Below are 22,551 nucleotides of genomic sequence, written 5' to 3' on the forward strand. Positions count from 1 at the left end.
CATTAATAATAGAACTTGCTAACAAGACGAAAGTGAGCGTTGGACGAGAGCAAGTTAACCTGTTCTCGTCCAACGCTCACTTGTCAGGACTCGTAGCTGATCGTGTCACAGCATCAAAAAAATGATGAGTCCTCACTCAGCATTCATGTGAAAATTTGATACGAAAAATTTTTGTAAGCATAACTCTGCTCAAATGGAGTCAGCGGAAAAGGCTAATAAACCCGTGCAGCCTCTCCGAATAGAGAGGCTGTCGGCATGGTTGGACATCGATCTTAGATGGGAATCCCCCATATGGTGCACAGGTTGTGCTCCAACAGTCCCGATGCGTAGAATCCACCTACTTGGGGTAGTACCAGCGAACATGTCATTACCCGCAAAGTAAATTCCATTTATTGTAACCTCTAAAAAACAGAGGTTTTTTTGTTTCTTCTCCTTCTGTAGGATGATGTTATCAACATGAATACTTACAGAAGGGTATGAAAATATTGAAAAGAAACTGGACATTGGATGAGCTGATTGATCAATTTACTTTTCTTCCACAAGAACTTACGCTACTGGGAAATAAATCAGGAGAAACACGTATTGGCTTTGCTGTACTCTATAAATTTTTTCAAAACGAAGCTAGATTTCCATACAAGAAAACAGAGGTTCCAAAGTCAGTTGTGGAATTTATAGCTAAACAAATTGATATTGATCCTATCTTATTTGATCAATATCAATGGGATAATCGTTCGGCAACCTATCACAGGAAACAAATAAGGGAATACTTTGAATTTCGTCCATTCGAGCAAGAGGAATTGGAGCAACTCATTGACTGGATTCAAGAAGAACTATTGTCTGAAAATATCGATTTAGATTGGGTGAAAGAACAAGTACTCGTTAAGCTAAGAGCCATACAAATGGAACCACCAACCCCTGATCGATTGATCCGTTTTCTTCGCTCCATCATTCATCAATTTGAAGAGAAGTTCTTTGAATCTACCTATTCTCAACTGAGTATAATGAGTATTAATCGCATGAATCATTTGATTCATCTTTGGACAGAAACGAATGATGACGTAGTTTCAGATGAAGAAGCTCTCACATTCCGTGAATTAATATCAGATCCAGGTCGAGTGGGTGTAGATACTCTCATGCAAGAGATTCAGAAACTTCGTTCCATTCAACAATTAGAGATACCACTTGATCTTTTTAAAGATGTATCGCCTAAAATCCTGAAAAAATATCGACAACGTGCTATTTCAGAAGACATTCGCGAGCTAAGAAGACATCCAGAACCCATTCGTTATACCCTGCTTTCCATCTTTCTATGGTGTCGCAGTAGAGAAATTATTGATAATCTCGTGGAACTGTTAACTCAAATCATCCATAAAATTGGAGCTAGAGCAGAGAAGAAAGTGGAAAAAGAAATGTTACAGGATTTGAAAAAGGTGAATGGAAAACATGCTTTACTTTTTCGGATGGCAGAAAAAGCATTGGAATATCCAGAAGGAATTGTTCGAGAAGTTCTTTATCCAGTCGTGAATGAGCAAACTTTGGAAGATCTAGTGAAAGAAATGAAGCATTCTGGGCCCGTATTCCGTCAAAAAGTGTATACGATGATGCGTTCCTCGTATAGCAGTCATTATCGCAAAATGGTCCCAGCAATTCTGAAAGCCATTGAATTTCGGTCCAACAATGATCTTCATCAACCTGTGATTGAAGCGCTGGAACTACTTAAGAAATATGCAGGAACCTCTTATCGTTTTTATGAGGGGACTGAAAATATCCCTATACTAGGGGTTGTAAAAAATGCGTTGATGGATACCGTTTTGGATAAAGAAGAAAATCGAATCAATCGGATTAATTATGAAATCTGCGTTTTGCAAACTTTGCGAGATAAATTACGCTGTAAAGAAGTTTGGATTGTGGGAGCAGATCGTTATCGGAATCCAGAGGAAGACCTTCCTTCTGATTTCGATACTCGGAGACAAGAACATTATCAAGCATTGAAGCAGCCTCTGGATGCAGAAGAATTTGTAAATACACTGAGAAAACGCATGACGAAAGCACTGGCTCAATTAGATAGTGGATTATCGAGCAACTCCAAAGTAAAAATACTAACCAAAGGATCTGGATGGATTTCTCTTTCTCCTTTAGAACCTCAAACAGAACCTCGTCATCTTTCGCTTATTAAGAATGAAATCATCAAACGATGGCCTATGACGAGTCTCTTAGATATGTTAAAAGAGGCTGACCTACAAGTTGGTTTCACGAATCTTTTTAAAACAGTAGGCACTAGAGAAACGTTGGATCGAGAGACAATTCAAAAACGACTTATTCTTTGCTTGTATGGTTTGGGAACCAATGCAGGGTTGAAACGCTTATCCGCTGGAGATCATGGGGTTAATTATAAGGATCTCCTTTATATACGTCGAAAGTTCATACATAAAGAAAATTTGCGATTGGCCATCTCTCAAGTGGTAAATGCAATTCTTCAGCATCGAATTCAGGATATTTGGGGAGAAGGAACTACCTCTTGTGCTTCCGATAGTAAAAAGTTTGGAGCTTGGGATCAGAATTTAATGACTGAATGGCATATCCGATATCGTGGTAGAGGTGTAATGATTTACTGGCATGTGGAAAAAAATTCAACATGTGTATATTCACAGTTAAAATCTTGTTCCTCTTCTGAAGTAGCCGCTATGATGGATGGGCTATTAAAACACATGACAGATATGACCATTGAGAAGAATTACGTCGATACACATGGACAGAGTGAAATTGCTTTTGCTTTTTGTCATCTTCTAAACTTTCAATTGATGCCACGCTTTAAAGGTATTCATAAAAAGAAGTTATACCGACCTGATATAGGGATGAAAGACGCCTTCTCCAATCTGACTCCTATCCTTACTCGACCAATTCAATGGGAATTAATCAAACAACAATACGATCAAATGGTCAAATATGCAACTGCCTTACGACTGGGAACTGCTGAAACCGAAGCAATCTTAAAACGCTTTACCAAAAACAATAGCCACCCAACCTATCGAGCATTAGCCGAATTAGGAAAAGCCATTAAAACCATTTTTTTATGTGAATATCTTCATTCAGAAGAGATACGGCGAGAAATTCAGGAGGGGTTAAATGTAGTAGAGAATTGGAACTCAGCTAACAGCTTTATTTTCTATGGAAAAGGAGGAGAGATCCAAACCAATCAGTTAGAGGATCAAGAAATTGCGGTCCTGTCCTTACATCTACTCCAAAATAGCTTGGTTCTGATTAATACACTTATGATTCAAGAGGTTCTATTGGAAAACAATAAACAATTGCTTCAGAAATTAGAGCCTGAAGATTATCGAGCATTGACTCCTTTAATTTATAGTCATGTAAATCCCTACGGAACATTTCAATTAAACATGAATCAGAGACTGCCTTTAAGAAATATCACAGCTTAAATGAAAATTTGCATCTTGATGAGGTTGTAACATCAAGATGCAAATTTTTTATATTTATCTTTCTTCTGTAGTTCTAGAACGATTTACTGCATCCGGTTTACTTCGGAAGGAAATAGCACCATACTCGGACTCATCGTCGGTGTTCTTATCGGGGGACTGCTCATTATCATCCATCAGTTCGCCGAGTTCGAATCGATGATCTTCCGCCAGATCGAACGAACAATGTACTTAGATCCTCTGGGTTTACCGTATACCCTTCCTTTCTTAACTGTCGTATTACTTCCGTCAAATCCACAACATTTTGATGAGATACTACCCCTAAAATGTTAGCCGAAGATGTGTACCGTTCCATGACCACCATCAACGAGCACTCTGTCTCCTGTCTTAAGTCTTGTAGTTGCGTTGCCGCAACCAACAACAGCAGGTATACCCATTTCTCTGGCTACGATAGTAGCATGGGACAACGGTGCACCGACATCGGTAATGATGGCTGCAACTTTTGGAAAAAGAGGTGTCCAACCGACATTGGTAGTGGTAGCAACTAAAATTTCCCCTAACTGAAGTTTTTCTCCTTCCTCAGGATTGTTAACAATACGAACAATTCCTTCTACCCTACCTGCTGATCCAGCACAACCTTTTAATATTTGAATGTCAAACGAATTTTCAATAGGCATCGTTGAATCATAATAATCACCCCTACGATTGGGATCTTTAACCCATTCAAATGGATTAAAATTCCCCCTAATAACAGAAGGATATCTGGGCAGAGACTTATATTTATTGTAATTTTCTTTTCTAACAGAAATGTATTTTACTGCTGGAGTTCCTCCAGAAAGAAGTTTCTCTACTTCATCTATATAGAGGAAAAATACGTCATTTCCTATACCCGTAAGTTCCCCTGCTTTAAGAGCAAAGGCACGAATTACTCTTAATACCCTTACAAACTCTGAACGTGTGGCTTCCCGAATCTGAGCGGCATTAGATACTATTGCTATTTGTTTCTCAAGCCATTTAACCTTATGAGGAAAACAATCACTAAACTTTCTGAATGCATGCTCATATTGTACTTGTTGCTTTTGGAGAAGTTCTTCCACATCTGTATTCGACTTTTTAAATTCAGCAATTCGTCTTTCTAACCAATCTTTATCCTCTGCAGGATGTTGTATCGATAATTCTAACTCATGTGGCCCTCGATGACCATATTTTAACAAATACTCCTCACGGCTCATTTCTCCTTGTACTACCTTTGCAATCCCGATAACTGGCCCTAAACTTGCAAGCTCGGTGCTTCCCCTCAAGTTAGACAGAAGTACATTGGCGTCCTGTTTACCTACCAACTTTGTTAAAATATGACTCAATTTATTGGAAACTGTCACCATTCTCATAGCACCAGCAATCGAAATCCACAAAGCTCTAGAATTATATGGTTTATACTCTTCTTTCCATAACGATAACAACTCCTTATCTGTTTTTATATTTCTAATACGTTCTGTAATTTTTCTACACCAATTGGGATTATTTCGAAGATGATACAGAATATCCTTAGAAGCCTTTTTCCTGTTTTTTATGTTTCTTATGAATTTTGGTATCATTTCTTTTATGAAATTTAATCTCGAAAAGGGATAAATAGGAATATCTATTCCTTCAGGTATCATTCCATATATTTCACTTATTTTCCCTTCAGCACGTTTGTTTCCAAACATTGATCCTACTACTAACAATTGACTGATGTTTGAATACATTCTTCCGCAAATATTCCCCCACAAAAAAAATCCTGGCACTACACTTTGTTCTTCATCTGAGTCTTCAAGTATAGACCAAGTGAAAGGTGTAACAACATCACTTATGGCTTCTCCCACATTGACATTGCTCCACAAATAATCTCCCATAAAAGAATAGTTCCATTCATAGGTATCTGGATTACCTGGACTCAAAGTGGTAATAGGTCTTGTCTGTAGAATATACAATTTCCCCTTTGCCACAGCCCATTCAATATCTTGTGGACTTCCAAATTCCTTCTCAATCTTTACTGCATATCGATACAGTTTCTTAGCATATTTTTTAAACTCATTAGGACCATCATATTTCCCATTTGGTCTTTTTAATTTGAAGTCATAGGCATTTGTTTCTCCTGATACAAGCTGTTCTCCCACGTCATACACGTAATTACCTATCATATTCACAAAGCTTCCTGTAATTGGATCAGCAGTAAACAATACACCCGATATTTCGGAGGGTATCATCAACTGAACTATCACTGCTATATCATGAGATTGGTCTATCCCCTGAACAGAACTGTATACTTTTACTCTTTCTGATTGTCTTGACCTAAAAACAGTATCAATTGCTTCAAACACCTCTTCATCCGTTTCTATATGGAGAACCGTTTCAAATTCTCCTGCAAAAGACGCTAGGTTGGAATCTTCGCTTAGAGCAGACGATCTTACAGCAAATAACGCGCTTTTGTTCTTTCTTCTTATTAAATCTAAAAAAGACTTAATCTTGCTTCGAGCTTCATTATTTAGTTTTTCTTTTTGAAAGGCAGACGGTAAAATTACAAATCCTTCCGGTACTGGATATCCGTCCTGAAACATTTTAGCCAGCTTACCACCTTTTCCTCCTGCTAAATTTTGGTACTCAAAAGTCAATTCTTTAAAATTTTTCACCATAGTTGACAATGAAATCAGCCCTTTTCTCTATTTACTCCACTCAGTTTTCCTCTCTGGCAAGTTGAAGTTATAAATAATCGGGAAACACATTTCTAACAGTATAGATCTCTCTTTTCATACTTTTTATAAGTAACCCCTATCGATAGAAATATAATAAGTACTGCAAACAAAAAGTAGAAAAGGTTAAAACCATTACTTACTAAACCTGGAGCGTTAAAATACCAAGATGGTGATAAGAAAGTAAGCCCATATATTCCCGTATATTCAATAAAAACAGATATCACATAAGAAAGAATAACAACCAAAATCGAACAACGTAGAGCAGTTGTGCCTTTTTGAAAAATCGCCGAGAACATTAACCCAAAAGCCATAAACATCAGTTGTGTAAGAAACATGCCTATCATGATCAACGATATTTCTCCATTGATACTTGTGTCCTTCACCTGAAAAACCATGGTAAATATGGAAATAATCCATGTTATTAGAGTCATAACAGCCACATTCAAAACAGCTACCCCTATTTTTGCGCTTATTACTTTACTACGAGGAAAGGGTTTCGTAAAAATAAATTCCACCGTTTTGTTTCCTTCTTCTTTCGAAATAATACTAGCACCCACAATTGCAGCATGAGCAAAGGCAACCATGGTATACCATAAAAACATGCACATTATATATCCAATGGGTGTTGCAAGAGGAAACCTATCATATACACCAAACATAACTCTAGCAATCTTTGGCAGAGCAGCTAAGCTTGTTTCAAGGGTGTCTACCGAACTCATCACCACTGGATATTCGGCTCCCCCAAAAAGCCCCAACAATAGCATAATAGCCGACCACAAAATAAGAGGTTTACGGTTGAATTTCAATTCTTTGAAAAAGATAGTCTTCATTTTTCTACCTCCTTTTCTTAAGAAACAGTTTTAATATCTTTTTTGATGAAAATAATAAAGCTTGCGACAATAAATAAAGCCATAAGTCCAAAGAAAAGCAATGCATAACTCAAATTATAGGTAGAATGCGCCATAACATAAGCACTACCGAAATATTTATATGGTGACAAAAGCATGATAATATCATTATCAACCACGCCAGAGTAAGCACCACAAATGTACGTAACAAAAGCTACACCCATGGAGATCACAACTGGCATTCTAATAAGTGGTTGTATTACAGCAATAAACATACCCAGTGTCATGAAAAATAACTGTATAAATATGGTGCTCAATGCAATTAACAAAAGTTGAATGAACTCAAATTCCCCTTTTGCGCTTATCTGCATAATCGAAATAGATGCTACCACATATGCTAAGCCAACAATTAAACAGCATAGTGTTGCGGCAGAGAGTTTAGACAAAAGTACTTTTGCTCTACTGTACGGCTTTGTCATCAAAAAATCGGCGGTTTTTTGAACATAATCCTTTGAAATCATGGTAAGTCCAAGGTACATTCCATAAACCGCAAATGCCATCATGGCAAAGGATGTAACAAAAGAGTACGCACCCAAAGGGCTGAAAAGATCATCTATACTCCCTCCTGTTCCTGCAAAGATAGGATTTGTACTCGTTGCTTCCTTCATTTCGTCGGTTAGCATGGTGCTATCTGTCATAAGGTTTATATACATTGGCATCATCAAAAAAACCAAGATTGCCAATGATAGTGCCCAAATAATAGTGGTTTTGCGATTCTGCTTCATTTCATATCTAAATATGGCCACAAGAATCCCTCCTAATTATAATAGTGCATAAAAATATCTTCTAAGGCTGGTTCTTCAATGGATACATCACTAACTTGCAACCGCCATATTTTTTCCAATATGTTGCCTACTTCACCTTTATACATAAAAGAGGCACGATTTGCGTCTTGTTTATAATCCATAATACCTACTAGATTAAAATAGTTATTTGGGATTTCGACTTTTGCAATTAATTCTATTTTTTTATATCCATTTTCGTTAAGTTCATGTATCTTTTGAAGGTTGATTATTTTACCTTCCTTAATGATGGCAACTCTGTCACAGATTTTTTGAACCTCACTTAGCACATGTGAAGAAAAGAATATAGTGGTACCTTTTTTGTTTTCTTCCTGCAAAATCTCAAAAAAAGTATGCTGGACCAATGGATCAAGGCCGTTAGTTGGTTCATCCAAAATAAGAAGACGAGGAGAATGCAATAGTGCTTGAACGATACCAACCTTCTTTTTGTTCCCTAATGAAAGTTCACTTATTTTTCGTTTTAAGTCAAGCTGTAACCTTTTTGAAAGCTCCGTAATTCTATCTTTGCAATCCTTGTCGTAAAGAGCAGCAGCATAATCTAACAACTCTTCCACGGTCATTTGTTCATAGTACGAGGTCTCAGAAGGCAGATAACCTATATCTTTGGCTATCGCTGGGGCTTCCCTAATACAGTCTTTGGAAAAGATGCTGGCACTACCAGATGTGGGATGCATCAAGGCCAGTAAAGTACGAATAGTTGTCGATTTACCTGCTCCATTTGGACCAATAAATCCAAAAATTTCGCCCTTCTTCACAGAAAATGAAATGTCTTCAATGCCCCTACGTTTACCATAAGTCTTTGTTAAACTGTTTATTTCAATAATATTTTCACTCATGAAAAAAACACTCCTTTATTTATAAAAAACGTAGTCTCGAAGTATACAACCCAAATGAACTTCGTTAATTACTTCATTTCAAACATTTCTTTAGTCTAGCTGGATGGATAGTGTGTGACCCATTATAAACACACCACCTAGGATTTCAACACTACTACCGCTTTGTAGATGATTTTTCCAAAACAGCCCATATCCAATATGTTTTGATATTGACACTAAAAAGTACCACATCTCTGTATCTAAGTTGTTCAAAAGGCTTGACAAACTGCTTGGCTTCCAATCAGTTGACACACTTTTGGCGTCTGGTATTGACTTGTAACTGGAGATTTATACAATGATTTAACAAGACCAAAAAAATCAATCCTCGAAAGGTTAATTTTTGGGTCTTTGATACTTTTAATCCCTAGCCTTAGTAGCAATGTTTTCTGTCGGAACTCCTATTCAACTCGTTCGCCATCAAATGGAAATGAGGCAGCGCCGCTGATTGTGGCTGTACCAGTGAGGAAATCGTTGTCAATCGTCCCCTCCCACATCATGGTTATGGGATACGGTTCCGTCATAACAGTTGTAAATGATATCTGATTCTCCTGTACCTTCCCCGATGAGATCGGTACAGTGACGTCCAATAGCTTATTGATGAGCGAGCCGGACAGTACACCCTCCCTTGCCATGAGGACGAGCTGGAGTTCCTGTGTTGCGGCGGGGTGGTAATATTTCAGATGCCACGTCCCATCAGGTTTCGCCGCTGATCGTACTTCATTTGAAGAGTTGTTGATCGAATTTTGTGGAGACATGGGTGCTTTGTAGGACATACCTTGTCCGAGTCGGGAGTGCCCAGGTTCAGCCTGAACACCTAGCGAATTCAAGAATCCGGCGTTCATTCGGTAAAAGCCAATCAGCATCAGACCACGAGCTTGCGACTTATACCTGTACAAGGGGGGCAATCTCATCAGCGGTCATGCCGGCGCGAACGTGATTGGCCCACTCGTACTCACACGAAGAGTGAAGAGCGATTCGTAAAATCAGAAGTTCGCGTGTTCGTATAGATACTCTCCCTCTAGCTGTCAGGTGTTTTCCAAACTCCAACCAAGCCTCCATCAAATCTCCATGGTGTGCAAGTATTTGATGCTCCAATACCCGCTGCGGTGCGATGAACTTTCGACAGCTTGGATACATCCATCATCGGAATTCGAACCTCCGTTGGCCGCTTAATCGCTTTTCGCCCTTGCCAGACATTTACTTGTGTCGCATCATTTTTTCTGCTCTTCTTATCATTTTTCATTAGGTCTTTCCTCCTTTAAATAAACCATTGTTCTATTTATTTATTGGCTACTATAAGCCATTAACAAAATTCTTTAATTGAATTAGTTCGATGCATCATCTTTTATTACTTTCACCCATACTTCGACCATATCTGCGCTAATACGATATAAGGAATTTAAAGGTGCTCCCAACACACGTTCAATGGCATCCATATAGGCAGCATGAATTGAAATAATGCGTTCGATACATCGCTGCTCATCTTGCTCCTGAGCTAACGAAAGCAATAACTTGGCATGGGTCGTTCCCATTCCCTGCAAGAGAAACAAGATAGCTTCCCCAATCTGATCGGGATAGGGTGATGTGAAGATGCCTTCCTGAATGCCCTGCTGAATAATCACATTCAGCAAGGGCACACGCTGCTTAAGAACAGCTTCTTCTACTTTCTGACGAACGATAGCGTTGCTATCGGCGTACCAAACATGCCCCAGCTTAACCACATCCGTCTTGCGCGCAATTCTCAAATTGTCGAGAGTGTTAAAGAAGCCTTGAAGTTTTTCTAGGGCGGACAGATGGGGATCATGGAGGATAGGAAGAAGCGGTGTTTCCACTTCTTCTTTTATCCGTTCAATGAGTCCTTCCAGCACCGCGGGCTTTGAGTCAAAATAATGATAGAATGCCCCACTGGAAATCTGTAAATCAGCCAAAATGTCTCCAATAGTCATACGTTCATAACCTTTGGTATAGATGAACCGCTGTGCAGCATCGAGAATTTCATTGCGCTTCTTCTTGTATTCATGTTCTTTTACAATTCGAGCCATCATGCGCCTCCTTTAATAAACAGATTCTCTCTCTATTAATTAGATTATGCTACAATATGTCTTAATGTCAAGGAATTTTTCTTAGATCTAGTAGGGGTATGTGAACATTCGGAGAAGCGATTTGAAAAGTAGCTTTTAGGCCCAGTGACAGGGTTCCTACCAGGGGTAGTGAGACGGTTCGTGCTCTAGTCCGTCAGATAGTTTACATATTATGTAAAACAAAGAACCAAGCACTCGTTAAATCGGGTTATAGATCTTCTACATAACTGGGTAAACCTATTTAGTTGTATAGCGTTTCTCAGTAATAACTCATTCGAGTTACTTTGATTAGAGTAGAAAAAGAATATGAAGGAAGAGGATATCAATTGAAAGCGACGATATTAGTAGTTGTAATTGTACTAGTTTTATTAGTTTTATCATATTTTTATACCAATATAACTTATATACGGAAGCCTTTAGATAAAATGTACAAAGCAGGATTTGTAGAAAAGAAAATAAAGTTGAAGGACGGAACAGTATTAAGCTATGGAGAAGGACCGAATAATGGAAAAACACCACTATTATTGATTCATGGTCGAGGAGTAACCTGGGAGGATTATGCGAAAATATTGCCTGGGTTATCTAAGTATTATCATGTTTATGCTGTAGATGTCCATGGACACGGAGAATCAGATAGGAATCCCAAGAAATATACAGCAAAAGCAATCAGCGAAGATCTTACTGAATTTATAAAAGTTGTAATAGATGGAAAAACGGTTATTTCTGGCCATTCATCGGGCGGTATGATTGCAGCATGGATAGCAGCGCATTCACCAGATCTTGTACTTGGGACAGTTATTGAAGATTCTCCTTTCGTCTCAACGAAACTAGGTAGAAGGGAAAACACCTATGCATGGGTATACAGCTTTCAATTATATGAAAATTTTAAAAGGCAAAAGAAAGAAAGAGATTACTTTTCTTATGAGTTAAAACTTAGCTACTGGAAGAAGATATTTGGTGATTTTCTTTGGAAGAAATTTTCGAAAGATGCAATTGCATTTAGAAAAAAATATCCGAATAAACCAGTGCACTTATTTTATTTACCACCGAATATCAATCGAATGTTTGAATCGGTAACATATCCATATGATAGAAAATTTGGAGAAGCATTTTATGATAACTCTTGGTTTCAAGACTATAATCAAGAAGAGGTGTTATCCAAAATTAAAAGTCCAACCATTTTCATAAAAGCAACTACTAGATATGATGGGGAGTTATTATTAGCAGCACTATCTGATCAAGATGCTGATAAAGTAGTTAATCTATTAGAAAATGGAAAAAAGATCAATATTGAAGCTGGGCACGATATACATTATGAAAAACCTCAAAAATTCCATAAGATTATGATGAATTTTTGAGGATCGATTTCGAAATAGATACTAGAAGCTGTTTCAAAACTCATAATCACGCATAGAATCGCATGAATATACAATGTTAATCGATCAGTCGATTGAGACATAAAAGGGTTAGCGCAAGAAAGCAAAATGCTTTATAATGCTGGATGTAACGTTCATATCGGACAACGAGTCTTCGACAGTTGTCCATCCAAGCAAAGCAACGCTCCACTTTCCAGCGTTCTTTGTACCCGTCGCCCACTGCCATTGGGCGACGTTTTCCTTTTTTTGAGTTTTTTCGGTGAGGGATCACAGGTTTCATTCCGAGCTTTCGTAGAAAGCTTCGAAAAGAAGCACTATGGTAAGCTCGATCAGCTACCATCTCTTTAAAACGTCTCTTTGGTGATCCTCGTCTACTAGGCACTCGAACGGATTGGATTGTTTTTTCTGCCAAACGAATTTCATGAGGTTGAGCACTCTCAACATGTAGTCCGACTGGCAAACCATTTCTCTCTGTTACCACCATCACTTTTGATCCTTTTCCTACCTTTGTTTTTCCAATGAAATCCCCGCCTCTTTTGGCAGCTACAAAGCTGCCATCAAGAAAACCTTTTGTAAAATCAAGTTGTTCTTTTTCTCGTAACTGTTTCAGCAACTTTCTCCAAATGCGTTCCCAGACACCCTGTTTCTGCCATTGTTTCAGTCTTCTCCAACAGGTGACAGATGAACCGTATTTCTTTGGCATATCTCGCCATGCACATCCAGTTTTCAATACAAAGATGATTCCATTGAGCACCCTGTGAGGGTCGACCTCCGGTCGGTCGACTCTTTTGATTCTCTTTGGTAGTAAAGGTTGAATTTGTTCCCATTGGTGTTTAGTTAATTCGTGTCTGCTCATAATATCTGTATATTAATTCACATTTATCTATTTTGAAACAGCTTCTAGTCTTGGATTAATCAGGCCCAGTGACAGAGTTGCTGCTCTCGTCCGCAGGATTATTTCCATTTGTTGGTCAAATTAGGGTTTGTCGTTTGGTTGCTGGTTCTGCCCCAATGAGCGAGTTCTCTATATTCTTTAGAAGTGAAGGTTCGATATCCAAACTGATTTCTAATTTTTCGTAAATGTTCTCGTCTTGTTTCTCCACCTCTGGAACCGGCGTAATTCTTTAGGGAATCCGGAGAGATTCCAATCTGTTTGGAAATATAATGAAGAATCGATTCTGGTACCGATTCAGTAGATGCTAATGGGCGTCCTGGAAAGCGAAGATAACAAATTTGAACTGCATATCCTAGACGATTGGAGGCACCACGTTGTTGGTGAATCACAGATTTCTCTTCGGGTGTAATGGTGTAATATCGAGCCAATTCTGGGATATGTGAACGATTCGGGGAATGAGGGGCCACATCTGAAAATTTTTCCAATTTAGGGATGAATCTATCATGAAAAAGATAGGTTTTTCTTTTATGATCAAAAAGATTGTGAAAATCAGAAATAAAGATGTAGCAAGGAAGGGAACGGAATTGCCTAGTATTAATCAGCTCATCCAATGTCCAGTTTCTTTTCAATATTTTCATACCCTTCTGTAAGTATTCATGTTGATAACATCATCCTACAGAAGGAGAAGAAACAAAAAAACTCTGTTTTTTAGAGGTTACAATAAATGGAATCTACTTTGCGGGTAATGACATGTTCGCTGGTACTACCCCTACTTGGATGTCATCCCAAGGGTGAGGAACATCAGGAGCGAGCAGTGCGTACATGACCAGCGCACTAACTCCTATCTTCCCACAGGAATGCATGACACTCGCCAGATCATCTTCTTTGAGTCTGAGTTCGACGGTTGCGGCGAGTTCCATCTCCAGAGTGAGAGTAACCAGCTCACGGAGGTTTTCCAGGGTGATAGTGCCTTCGAAGAGAGGCAGGGAGTTTGCGTTGAGATTCTTCCGAATCTCAGCCATTGTTCGATATTGTCGCAGGGGGTTATTCTGCCTGTCCTCGATTTGCCACATGACGCGTAGAGCGTGCATCATCCGGGTCACTGTTTCCGAGTTCCAGTGATGCTGATGTGTGTGGAGTGGATACAGGACCAGTGCAGTAAGCGAGATTTTGGCCACCCAGTGAAGCATTTCCTCTTGCTTCTCCAGCGCTTCGTTGACGTGTTGAAGATAGGTCTCCACTCTCCGGTAGTTTATGTTGTGCTGATTGCGCTTGGTACTCAGCTCTTCACGGAGACTGATTAGTTCCACATGCTCGTCACGCAGAACCCAGTCCAACTCTCCAGCACGCAGCGACAGAGCCTGAATATTTTCGAGCGTGATCGTTCCACTATAGAACGGACGGAAGTTCTCGTCGATCTCTCGCTCAAGACTCTTTACTACGTCAGACAGCTCCATGGCCATGGGAAAACCTTTCGATGAGAGCGATGTCAAACCATTTTCAATTGTTTATCCTACTGGACTACACGTAGTGTCTGCTCCCTTCTCAGGATTCTGACTAAGTCTTGAACCTTGGAACTATTACTCAACAGAGGTTAGAGCTCTAGACAGATATAACATTTGAAACACATACATATTACCATAGCGTACCAATCCTCGATAATTGTTCATCTCCTCAAAAAATAGTGGGTTTTGGTCCACCATCATATCAAAATTTGATTAGAATAAGATCGTAATATTGACGAATTATAGAGAATATGTCCTTATCTATATATTACAATGGTTATGAAATATGAAATTAATAGTATGTTCAAAACAATAGATATGGTGGTGTAATAAATTGATTCAACCATCTAATAATTTGACTCGATTATTCGATATTTCTAGTTTAGATGAATTAGAAAACGGTGCTCTCTTTTCTCAGTCAGCCCTAAACCGACCGGATCGATTTAAATCAGAGGAGATTTCACAGGGGATTGACTATCTAAAAAGAAAAATTGGATTATTACAGACTTTAAAAGATTCTAATATGGACCACGAAGAAGTAAAAAATTTTCTCGAAACTTACCAAATGATTCTAGAGAATTTAGGTTCTAGACCTAGCACCAAACCTATCGGAGATTTTCTAGAAACGCGACGAGACTCAAAATTCCCACATTCATCAGCTGATTATTATACTTGGGCACAAGAGCTCCAAGAAGTATATAAGGAAACACTTTCAACCTTATTTGATCATCAAGATATTAATCGATATAAAACTACTGGACAAATCCCTAGACTAAAATTTAATACATTGGATCCTTTTCAAAACAATGCGCTGAATGAACTGGTCAGAGATTTATTTATGCATCAGGGTTTTCAAAATTATGCGCTCTCACAAGAAATAAAAGAACATCAAGGAAAAGTCAATATTGATGGAAACGAAATTGTTTTGCCCGATCATAGTTATGAATACCATTTTATAGGGAAATTTTTCAAAGGCTATTACACAGATACAATTCCTAATGGTGGTAAGAAGAATGGGCATTTTGAAAAAATGCCTCTTGACGACATTGATGATTGTTTGGATTATTTTGAGCAAAAAGTATTGCCCTCTCTACCTTATACTAATCATGATTTGATAAGTCGCTCACTTGGTGCTGTATTAAAAAGTATTGAAACCGAAGTGAATCATGTTTTTGGCTATGGCCACATATACCATGCGGGTCCAACAAAAAATCAGGCTCAGGATTTAAGACCTCGACAAATAAGAATTAAAACCATTGAAAAAGCATTTCAAGAAGCATGGGCAGAAAACACCCATCCGGAACTCGACGAATTGTTAGGAAGTTTCACGGAACAATTTGCGGATTTAAATGCTGAAATGACTCGATCTATCCGAAGAGCAAGTAATCGAGATTTTGCAATAACACCTATCATTCAACCAAAAGGCTTATCTCAAGAAGGGCAGGAAAAATCGGAAATGTAATGTTTCTCAGAAAATCCGAACAGAACTTAAAAACAAGGGCCTTTGTGCCCTTTTACATTTTTATCTATAGTATGTGGTTACCTAGAACCTCTAGAGTCTACAGCAATAAAAATTGGATAAAACGTTGTTTTAAAAGTAAAACATCAAAAGTTCTCACTGATCTTTCGAGCAAAATTTGATATGTATAATGGCATTGTCAATTTATAAATCATTGTAGCGATCATTTCTAAATGCGCAAACTCTTCCGTTCCGATATCGGTCAAAAGGCCTTTCACTTTATCTGGTATTGTATATCTTTGATTTAGGTAACGAAGCGCTGCTGCTAGCTCTCCATCAGCTCCTCCGTATTGTTCGACTAGAAACTTGGCTAACATTGGGTTACATGTACTTACTTTCACTGGATATTGTAGTTTTTTCTCATAAATCCACAAAAACATCTCCACCTTTATTTTCTCGTTTATCTAAACTTCCCAAGGCCAAGGCCCTTTGCTCCATTCTTTTGAGATAGTCATCGGGCTATGACCAAAGTTGGTCAGGGGACCATAATATTCTTCATATTTCTCTGCTATCTTTCTTCTTTCTTTCGCATAATGGTTATATTGATCTATTGCATTTTGGTCAAAGGGATGTGTATCTAAATATAAATTTAATTCCACTAAGACAAAATCAACCTCTTGTAATGCTAATAAAATTTTTTTTCGATTTTCACTCATTCAGTAAACCCTCCATCTCTAAAAGGAGGATATGGGCTATAAAAGATTGGCCATAATGTACCTTTGCGCAATGCTTCAGATGGTGAAAATTGCGGAAGATCCGGTGGTTGAAAACCAACAAAAAGCTGTGGAGGTACCGAATAAAATTTTTCACGTATGGGTGGGCAAGGATCATCTGGACTTACATAGGGGTACCAGACTCGAAACTGTTTCTGTCGTTTTTTCATATCTATTGTGCCAGCTTACAGCACATCACTCACCTGCCTTTTCGTAACTCTCATTCAAAATATGCATAATATGCTTGGCAAATGAACGAAACCTCTCTAATAGCTCCATCATAATTATGAACAGAAAAGGAAATACTAATTAAAAAGAGGTAGGTATGTACTGAAGTATGAGAAAACTCTTTCCACTGATGCAACCTATTGCGACTCATCGTCTACCAACTCAAAAAGAATGGATTCATCAAATAAAATATGATGGAATCCGCCTGCTTTGTGTAGTGCAAGATTCTAAGGTTCAACTTTGGACTCGAAAGCAAAATAATAGAAATACCCAATACCCAGAGCTACTGCAAATTTCAAACTTTATTTCAGCAAAGTCGTTTATCCTCGATGGCGAAGTCATTGTTCGTTCGAAAGAAAACAAACCTACTTTCTCTTTGATATTAAAAAGAGATCGAAATATAAATCCTATTCAAATTCATAACTTGATAGATACACATCCATTGGAATATCATCTTTTCGATATTTTGATGAAAGATGGACAAGATTTAAGAAATCATCCTTTAGAAGATCGCTTACAGATCCTAAGTAATATCATCATGCCAAATGAGCAATTTTTCCTTGTTCAAAGTCACAGTAACGGACAATTGCTGTGGGAACAAATCAAAAAAAACGGTTGGGAGGGGGTAGTTTCGAAAAAATTAGGGTCAAGCTATATGTATGGCAAAAAGCATCAAGCATGGTATAAAAGCAAAGTCAAACAAGAACGGCTATGTGTAGTAGGGGGTATTCAATACAAAGCAAATTATCCAAATTCACTTCTATTAGGAAACTATTTGCATGATCAACTTCTTTATATTGGAAAAGCATCCACTGGTCTTTCATCGCATGACTTCCAATTATTACATCAATATGTTCCACAATTAGAGCAGCAATTAAGCCCATTTGTGAATCCGCCTCTTCAACAGCTACCGATCAAATGGATTCAACCGCTATTAACCATCCAAGTTCAATACACTGAAAAAACAGATGATGGGCTCATGCGACACCCCATTATTCTTGGATTTACTTCATCTCCTGCAAACGAGGCGAGGTGGGAAATATGACACAAAACTTCCAATTAGAAGTGGAAGGTCGTTTTATTCAAATAACCAATCCTAAAAAACCATTATGGCCTGAGATCCCTATCGAAAAAATAGATTATTTAACTTACCTAATCAATATTTCCTCATATCTTTTACCCCACTTACAGAATCGATTATTGACAACCATTCGATTCCCTCATGGTATACATGAAACGTCATTTTTCCAAAAAAATTGCCCTTCATATGCCCCAGATTGGATTCAGACATACACTTGGCGAAAAACTCGTTATATTTTAGTAAATGATCTACCAACATTGATCTGGTTAGGAAATCAGGCTTGTCTCGAGTTCCACATTCCATTCCAAAAATATAATCAAACATCGCCATCCGAAATTGCCTTTGACCTAGATCCAATGGATCTTGAAAATTTCGATTTAGTATTAGAGTGTGCGATCCTTGTTAAAGATATATTATCTTCCTTAGGAATTACAGCATATCCTAAAACATCAGGAGCATCAGGTTTACAGATTTTTGTACCTATTGAGGAAAAATATTCATATGATGATACCCATCAGTTCAACCAATTTATTGCTCAATATATGGTTGATAAATACCCTCGATTTATCACCATTGAAAGATTTGTGAAAAATCGAGGAAAAAAACTATATTTCGATTATCTCCAACATGGTGAAGGAAGAACATTGCCTGCGCCCTATTCGATTCGAGCGAATGCACTGGGTTCCATCTCTACACCTGTTACATGGGAGGAAATAAACAAAGGATTCTTACCATCAGATTTTTCCATACACACGGTTAAAGATAGGGTAAATCAAGTTGGTGACCTTTTTAAACCGATTCTTCAAGTACAAACAAAGCAAAATATTGATGAAATCCTTACGTTTATAAATCGTTCGCTTTAGCCTTCTTTTTTGTCGTTCTTTTTCGTCTTGTCGTTGGAACCGACTCTTCAACAGCTCCAACTGCCTTAGACCTATTTTTTGTCTGTTTTAAACTCTGTTGGAGCGCTTCCATCAAATCTACGACTTTTTCATTTTTCATTTCTGCTTCAGGTTGGGCAATCTCCTTATTCTGAACTTTAACTTCAATAAGCTCTTTCAAAGCTTCTTCATAATTACTTTGATAATCATCTTTAAATGAACTACTAATTTCTTCGATCAATCGATTCGCCATTGACAATTCCGCATCACTTACTTCGATCCCTCTTATATCTTCAATTCCTGGAACGCCCTCAATTGATCGAACTTCCGCAGGATAGTGAATAATATTCATCATCAAACATTGTTCATGCAAGCGGATCAAAGATAAATGCTCACTTGTTCGAAAAGCTACTTTTGCCACTGCAACTTTATGAGTTTCTTCCATTGCACGTAAAAGTAATTTGTAAGGTTTCGCACCATATTCACCGGGACCTAGATAATAAGACTTATCATAATAGATGGGATCAATACTACCCTGATCAGTAAAATGTAAGATTTCTATCGTTTTCATTGTTGGTAAAGGTAATCCCTTTAAATCATCGTCAGAGACAATTACATAACTGCTAGAAGCATATTCATAACCACGTACAGTCTCTTTTGGTTGCACCTCTCGATCACATACTGAGCACCACTTCTTATATTGGATCGGATGCTTACATTCATCATGTAAAGTTCGAAATCTTGTTTTTTGATCATCTGTCGCTTTATATAAACTAATGGGTATATTTACCAAACCGAAACTTATGATTCCTTTCCACATTGAGCGCATTGTGAAAACTCCTTTTATTACTATACTCCCCCAATTTTTTGGTTTTCATTATTGAAATCTTCATTTTGATTTCAAAGGAAATTTTGTTTAAGTTGATGATAATAAATTGTCGATATATGATATAATTCCTTGATGAAAAGTAGTTTTTTGTTATTTTAAAATGGAGGTTACTCATCGTATGAAAAAAGTATCCATAGGTCTCTTACTACTCTTATTTTCACTTATTTTCAGTGGCTGCGGCCTCTTCAAAATGGCAGGCTTAATTGATGATAATGGAAATGGTGGAAATGGTGGTAACGGTACTAATAACAACCAATTAGTACCAAATAATAACCAGACGCAGAATAACCAAAACAACCAAACAACAAATAACCAGACACCATCAACAACACAAGGTGGTAGTACTTTATCAATCCCTGACTCACCTGATATTAAAAAAATGTCCTTTGGTACTTATTCTCAGTTCGCTGAGTTCTCAAATGTACGCTCTACATTCCATACTGGCGAACAGTTTGGTTTTATCTACCATTTAGATACTGGGAAAACATTGAATGTAACAAAGGTGAAAATTAAAATTTATAATTCTGAAACAAAAACTCAAGTCTATTCTGACTATATTGATGTGAAACCAGAATGGAAAGGGCTACAGGGAGATGTATTCCGTAATGCGACCGAGAATAATCTTCTACCAGGTCGTTATACAGCTACGATTACCACTGTTGATGATAATATGTTGGCTTACGGAGAATTTATTATCAATTAATTAATATAAACAGAGGGAGATTTGGTTAAAATCTCCCTCTGTTTTTTGTCTAGACTACACTTTAATCATTTTTGTCTGTTGTGCAAACTTGTTTATATGATAATTGAGTCAATTGACCATCTTTTATTTCCAATACACGATCACATAAATCTAAAACACGTTCATCATGTGTAACCATTATGGCCGCTTTTTCCCTTAATCTCACTTCATCTGCCAACATTTCTACAACATCCCGACCTCTTTTAGAATCTAAACTGGCTGTAGGTTCATCCGCAAGAATCAATTCAGGATCATTCATCCAAGCCCTTGCAATCGCAACGCGTTGGCGTTCACCGCCAGATAGCTGGTCAGGATATACTTCTTGCCGATGGGTTAATCCTAATCGATCGAGTAGTCGCTTAGCTTGTTGATCAGCTTGATCGGTTCTGTTCTTCGCCAATTCAGCTACAAATAGCAATTGATCACGAACAGTTAAATATGGGATCAAATTTGATGATTGAAAAACAAAACCTATTTTATTCAATCGGACTCGACTCATTTCTTTAGATGAAAGATCATTTACTTCTAATTGATCTAAAATAACCCTTCCTTTTGAAGGTGAGAGTAAAAGACCAGCAATGGACAGCAAAGTACTCTTTCCTGAACCAGAAGGCCCCACTATTGCTACGAATTCACCAGTATGAACCTGAAAAGAAATATGATTCAAAGCAGTAACAGCTTGATCTGTCTCACCATAGTATTTACTTACTTGATCAAAAATCAGCTTTGCATCCATCATTCTATCCTCCCAATCGCCTCTAAAGCATCAACTTTTGCAATCTGATATAAAGATAAAAGCGAACCGATTAAGGAAACACCTAAGAATAAGGCAGAAAATTGGATATCTGTATCTATGTTAAGCTGAAAAGGAATATTTGAAGGGAGTAACATCTGAGTGAGATATGAAAAAACAAGACTGCATAAAATCGCAATAATAGTGAGCAAACCCACTTGAGTTATTAAACTTCTTGCAAGATAAGAAGTATTAGCTCCTATCGCTTTTAACACACCAAACTGATGTGTCTTTTGAAGTGTCATCACATAAAAAAATACCGCTTGTACAAAAGAAGCAATGACAAATAAAAATGTAATCATCATCGTTAGCGAACCTTGTTCCTCTTTAAATCCAGGTATATTTTGCAAAAGCTGGTCTTTATTAATAATCGTTACATCTTTCACTTTGCCAGTGATAGATGAAGGATCAATTTGATTTACTTGAAGCGCTATCGCATTATAATAGAGGTTTTTCGTTAAACGATTCCAGTCATTTAGATTAATAAAGATCACAGGTGCATGACTATAAGATTGTCCATTAGCAAAACCGACTACCTTCCATTTTTGATCTGTCTCAAAATCCTGAATGAAATCACCAAGTTGAATGCCGGCTTCTTTCAATGACTGATTAACCACCACTTCGCCTTTGGTTGTATTTGTTAATGATTTTCCTTCTAATACTTTTGGTGCCAAGCTGCTAGCAGCGTCAATGGCAAACAACGCAACATCTTGCTTGTGAGCCGTCCCATTTTTTGAAACGGAGAGCATTTTTTGTCCAAATGGGGTCGCCGCATTTTTAGGCACTAGTGCAGAAACATTTTGCCATTGTTTTGGTGTAATAACCGACCGATTTAGCTTTTGTTCAGCATCTGATTGAATCAGAAAACGATCAACCTTCATTTTATCTATTGCTGCTGCATTATCAGCTGCTAAACCTTGTGCGAGTCCTGAGATAATAAAGACAAGCCAAGCGATTAAGATCATAATACAACCGATTAAAAAGTAGCGTAATTTTGAATAACGAAACTCTCTAAGCGTCAGAAACAACTGATTCACTTCCCTTCATTCATGAATCTTTTATCTGACACTGAGTATAGAGGCTGATTATGAATATC

20 protein-coding genes and 2 pseudogenes are annotated in these 22,551 nt (G+C 37.8%); 6 read left to right on the forward strand and 16 right to left on the reverse strand.

The window, feature by feature from the left end:
- The first annotated feature begins 485 nt into the window (after positions 1-485).
- Positions 486-3,437 (forward strand): Tn3 family transposase, encoded by a 2,952-nt coding sequence (locus BUB71_RS01730; RefSeq protein ID WP_073150993.1) that lies wholly within the window; start codon positions 486-488, stop codon positions 3,435-3,437.
- 326 nt (positions 3,438-3,763) lie between these two features.
- On the opposite strand, the gene BUB71_RS01735 is transcribed toward BUB71_RS01730, so the two are convergent.
- The 7 genes from BUB71_RS01735 to BUB71_RS01770 all read right to left on the reverse strand — a co-directional run bounded on the left by BUB71_RS01735 (position 3,764) and on the right by BUB71_RS01770 (position 10,797).
- A complete protein-coding gene (locus BUB71_RS01735; RefSeq protein ID WP_073150997.1) occupies positions 3,764-6,106 on the reverse strand; it encodes a PEP/pyruvate-binding domain-containing protein in 2,343 nt (780 codons plus the stop codon).
- 92 nt (positions 6,107-6,198) lie between these two features.
- Entirely contained in the window at positions 6,199-6,996 is a 798-nt protein-coding gene (locus tag BUB71_RS01740) for an ABC transporter permease subunit (RefSeq protein ID WP_073151000.1), read from the reverse strand.
- Positions 6,997-7,013: 17 nt separating this feature from the next.
- Positions 7,014-7,820 (reverse strand): ABC transporter permease subunit, encoded by an 807-nt coding sequence (locus tag BUB71_RS01745; protein WP_073151003.1) that lies wholly within the window; start codon positions 7,818-7,820, stop codon positions 7,014-7,016.
- Between the two features lie 11 nt (positions 7,821-7,831).
- A complete protein-coding gene (locus BUB71_RS01750) occupies positions 7,832-8,713 on the reverse strand; it encodes an ABC transporter ATP-binding protein (RefSeq protein ID WP_073151006.1) in 882 nt (293 codons plus the stop codon).
- A gap of 921 nt (positions 8,714-9,634) precedes the next feature.
- On the reverse strand, positions 9,635-9,811 hold the full coding sequence (locus BUB71_RS20325; RefSeq protein WP_175552251.1) for a carboxymuconolactone decarboxylase family protein: 177 nt from the start codon (positions 9,809-9,811) through the stop codon (positions 9,635-9,637).
- On the reverse strand, positions 9,771-9,995 hold the full coding sequence (locus BUB71_RS19360) for a hypothetical protein (protein ID WP_073151013.1): 225 nt from the start codon (positions 9,993-9,995) through the stop codon (positions 9,771-9,773). Before BUB71_RS19360 ends, BUB71_RS20325 begins: the two co-directional genes overlap by 41 nt.
- Before the next feature lie 82 nt (positions 9,996-10,077).
- Complete coding sequence (locus BUB71_RS01770) at positions 10,078-10,797, reverse strand: TetR/AcrR family transcriptional regulator (RefSeq protein ID WP_139278952.1); 720 nt, start codon at positions 10,795-10,797, stop codon at positions 10,078-10,080.
- Positions 10,798-11,159: 362 nt separating this feature from the next.
- Between BUB71_RS01770 and BUB71_RS01775 the strand changes: the two genes are divergently transcribed.
- A complete protein-coding gene (locus BUB71_RS01775; RefSeq protein WP_245815487.1) occupies positions 11,160-12,191 on the forward strand; it encodes an alpha/beta fold hydrolase in 1,032 nt (343 codons plus the stop codon).
- A gap of 76 nt (positions 12,192-12,267) precedes the next feature.
- Here the strand turns inward: BUB71_RS01775 and BUB71_RS01780 are convergent, their stop codons facing one another.
- From BUB71_RS01780 to BUB71_RS01790, 3 genes and pseudogenes are all read right to left on the reverse strand, one after another.
- Positions 12,268-13,065, reverse strand: coding sequence for an IS5 family transposase (locus BUB71_RS01780; protein WP_073151018.1), 798 nt, complete (start codon positions 13,063-13,065; stop codon positions 12,268-12,270).
- Between the two features lie 152 nt (positions 13,066-13,217).
- Positions 13,218-13,535: pseudogene (locus BUB71_RS20330) on the reverse strand (DUF4158 domain-containing protein); the annotation flags it as partial.
- A 300-nt stretch (positions 13,536-13,835) separates the two neighbouring features.
- On the reverse strand, positions 13,836-14,567 hold the full coding sequence (locus BUB71_RS01790) for a hypothetical protein (protein WP_073151024.1): 732 nt from the start codon (positions 14,565-14,567) through the stop codon (positions 13,836-13,838).
- Between the two features lie 376 nt (positions 14,568-14,943).
- On the opposite strand from BUB71_RS01790, the gene BUB71_RS01795 reads away from it, so the two are divergent.
- Positions 14,944-16,071 carry a hypothetical protein gene (locus tag BUB71_RS01795; RefSeq protein WP_073151028.1) on the forward strand — a complete coding sequence of 376 codons (1,128 nt, stop codon included), beginning with the start codon at positions 14,944-14,946 and terminating at the stop codon, positions 16,069-16,071.
- Positions 16,072-16,265: 194 nt separating this feature from the next.
- Here BUB71_RS01795 and cotJC read toward each other — a convergent pair.
- The 3 genes and pseudogenes from cotJC to BUB71_RS01810 form a co-directional block, all read right to left on the reverse strand.
- A pseudogene (gene cotJC / locus BUB71_RS01800) lies at positions 16,266-16,502 on the reverse strand (spore coat protein CotJC); the annotation flags it as partial.
- A 30-nt stretch (positions 16,503-16,532) separates the two neighbouring features.
- A complete protein-coding gene (locus BUB71_RS01805; protein WP_073151031.1) occupies positions 16,533-16,784 on the reverse strand; it encodes a spore coat protein CotJB in 252 nt (83 codons plus the stop codon).
- On the reverse strand, positions 16,781-17,011 hold the full coding sequence (locus BUB71_RS01810) for a spore coat associated protein CotJA (protein WP_073151034.1): 231 nt from the start codon (positions 17,009-17,011) through the stop codon (positions 16,781-16,783). Before BUB71_RS01810 ends, BUB71_RS01805 begins: the two co-directional genes overlap by 4 nt.
- A gap of 167 nt (positions 17,012-17,178) precedes the next feature.
- Here BUB71_RS01810 and ligD (BUB71_RS01815) point away from each other — a divergent pair, with 167 nt between their 5' ends.
- Positions 17,179-18,114: a non-homologous end-joining DNA ligase gene (gene ligD / locus BUB71_RS01815; protein WP_073151037.1), complete on the forward strand. Its 936-nt coding sequence runs from the start codon at positions 17,179-17,181 to the stop codon at positions 18,112-18,114.
- Positions 18,111-19,013: a non-homologous end-joining DNA ligase gene (gene ligD / locus BUB71_RS01820; protein ID WP_245815488.1), complete on the forward strand. Its 903-nt coding sequence runs from the start codon at positions 18,111-18,113 to the stop codon at positions 19,011-19,013. Before ligD (BUB71_RS01815) ends, ligD (BUB71_RS01820) begins: the two co-directional genes overlap by 4 nt.
- On the opposite strand, the gene ku is transcribed toward ligD (BUB71_RS01820), so the two are convergent.
- On the reverse strand, positions 18,994-19,860 hold the full coding sequence (gene ku, locus BUB71_RS01825) for a non-homologous end joining protein Ku (RefSeq protein ID WP_073151043.1): 867 nt from the start codon (positions 19,858-19,860) through the stop codon (positions 18,994-18,996). The two genes, ligD (BUB71_RS01820) and ku, sit on opposite strands and share 20 nt — an antisense overlap.
- A gap of 178 nt (positions 19,861-20,038) precedes the next feature.
- Here ku and BUB71_RS01830 point away from each other — a divergent pair, with 178 nt between their 5' ends.
- Complete coding sequence (locus BUB71_RS01830) at positions 20,039-20,623, forward strand: hypothetical protein (protein ID WP_073151046.1); 585 nt, start codon at positions 20,039-20,041, stop codon at positions 20,621-20,623.
- 61 nt (positions 20,624-20,684) lie between these two features.
- Here the strand turns inward: BUB71_RS01830 and BUB71_RS01835 are convergent, their stop codons facing one another.
- Together BUB71_RS01835 and BUB71_RS01840 are read right to left on the reverse strand one after the other, a co-directional pair.
- The gene (locus BUB71_RS01835; RefSeq protein WP_073151049.1) at positions 20,685-21,401 is read right to left on the reverse strand and encodes an ABC transporter ATP-binding protein; all 717 of its coding nucleotides are present in this window, start codon (positions 21,399-21,401) and stop codon (positions 20,685-20,687) included.
- Positions 21,398-22,483, reverse strand: a complete 1,086-nt coding sequence (locus BUB71_RS01840) for an ABC transporter permease (protein ID WP_073151052.1) — start codon at positions 22,481-22,483, stop codon at positions 21,398-21,400. The genes BUB71_RS01835 and BUB71_RS01840 overlap by 4 nt, the downstream gene beginning before the upstream one ends.
- Positions 22,484-22,551: the final 68 nt, after the last annotated feature.

Source organism: Seinonella peptonophila, assembly GCF_900129355.1.
GTDB classification, from domain to species: domain Bacteria; phylum Bacillota; class Bacilli; order Thermoactinomycetales; family Thermoactinomycetaceae; genus Seinonella; species Seinonella peptonophila.

Excerpts from the sequence above, each read along its gene's own strand:
- BUB71_RS01735 (WP_073150997.1), bottom strand. The coding sequence starts at position 6,106 with ATGGTGAAAAATTTTAAAGAATTGACTTTTGAGTACCAAAATTTAGCA.
- BUB71_RS01740 (WP_073151000.1), bottom strand. The coding sequence starts at position 6,996 with ATGAAGACTATCTTTTTCAAAGAATTGAAATTCAACCGTAAACCTCTT.
- BUB71_RS01750 (WP_073151006.1), bottom strand. The coding sequence starts at position 8,713 with ATGAGTGAAAATATTATTGAAATAAACAGTTTAACAAAGACTTATGGT.
- BUB71_RS20325 (WP_175552251.1), bottom strand. The coding sequence starts at position 9,811 with ATGGAGGCTTGGTTGGAGTTTGGAAAACACCTGACAGCTAGAGGGAGA.
- BUB71_RS19360 (WP_073151013.1), bottom strand. The coding sequence starts at position 9,995 with ATGAAAAATGATAAGAAGAGCAGAAAAAATGATGCGACACAAGTAAAT.
- BUB71_RS01770 (WP_139278952.1), bottom strand. The coding sequence starts at position 10,797 with ATGATGGCTCGAATTGTAAAAGAACATGAATACAAGAAGAAGCGCAAT.
- BUB71_RS01780 (WP_073151018.1), bottom strand. The coding sequence starts at position 13,065 with ATGAGCAGACACGAATTAACTAAACACCAATGGGAACAAATTCAACCT.
- BUB71_RS01790 (WP_073151024.1), bottom strand. The coding sequence starts at position 14,567 with ATGGCCATGGAGCTGTCTGACGTAGTAAAGAGTCTTGAGCGAGAGATC.
- BUB71_RS01805 (WP_073151031.1), bottom strand. The coding sequence starts at position 16,784 with ATGAGTGAAAATCGAAAAAAAATTTTATTAGCATTACAAGAGGTTGAT.
- BUB71_RS01810 (WP_073151034.1), bottom strand. The coding sequence starts at position 17,011 with ATGAAAAAACGACAGAAACAGTTTCGAGTCTGGTACCCCTATGTAAGT.
- ligD (WP_073151037.1), top strand. The coding sequence starts at position 17,179 with ATGAGAAAACTCTTTCCACTGATGCAACCTATTGCGACTCATCGTCTA.
- ligD (WP_245815488.1), top strand. The coding sequence starts at position 18,111 with ATGACACAAAACTTCCAATTAGAAGTGGAAGGTCGTTTTATTCAAATA.
- ku (WP_073151043.1), bottom strand. The coding sequence starts at position 19,860 with ATGCGCTCAATGTGGAAAGGAATCATAAGTTTCGGTTTGGTAAATATA.
- BUB71_RS01830 (WP_073151046.1), top strand. The coding sequence starts at position 20,039 with ATGAAAAAAGTATCCATAGGTCTCTTACTACTCTTATTTTCACTTATT.
- BUB71_RS01835 (WP_073151049.1), bottom strand. The coding sequence starts at position 21,401 with ATGATGGATGCAAAGCTGATTTTTGATCAAGTAAGTAAATACTATGGT.